The following is a 444-nucleotide window of genomic DNA, read 5'->3' as shown; positions in this document are numbered from 1 at the left end:
AGCTAAAGATTGCCGCGACAACTTCATTGCGATTCGCCAGCCCCTTGTCGGTTAACGTCGCGGAAATGGCTAACACGCCGCTGTTCCCGTTGACCACCGGATCGGAGTCTGCGCGAATACCTTCAACCAGGCCCTGCTTTTGCAGCCAGTCAGACAATGTGCCCGGACTACGATTGCCAATCAGGTAGGTCACCAGCTCATCGGTTTTACTGCGGAACTGCGCGCTGTTGTTATCGATACGAAACTCGACGCGCAATACTTTACGCGGCATTGCCGGAACATAGTGGATGATGATGCCCTTTTGCGCATCAGTGACGACCGGTACGGTAATTTCAGGCTTTTCGATATTTCTGTTCGGCACGCGCCCAAAGGTGTCAGCCGCTATCCGCGCCAGCTCTGGCAGCGGTTTATTGCTATAAATCACCGCCTTCATCAGGTTCGCGG

Annotated in this window: 1 protein-coding gene; it reads right to left on the bottom strand. The window is 54.3% G+C overall.

Annotated features, from left to right (window positions below; genetic code table 11):
• Positions 1-444 (bottom strand): insulinase family protein (locus J5M73_RS31410; protein ID WP_207816971.1); only part of this gene is annotated, 444 nt, incomplete at both ends.

The sequence above is a fragment of the Pseudomonas sp. 50_B genome, from assembly GCF_017491625.1.
Classification (GTDB): Bacteria; Pseudomonadota; Gammaproteobacteria; order Pseudomonadales; family Pseudomonadaceae; genus Aquipseudomonas; species Aquipseudomonas danubii.
This window is presented reverse-complemented; position numbering and strand designations above follow the sequence as displayed.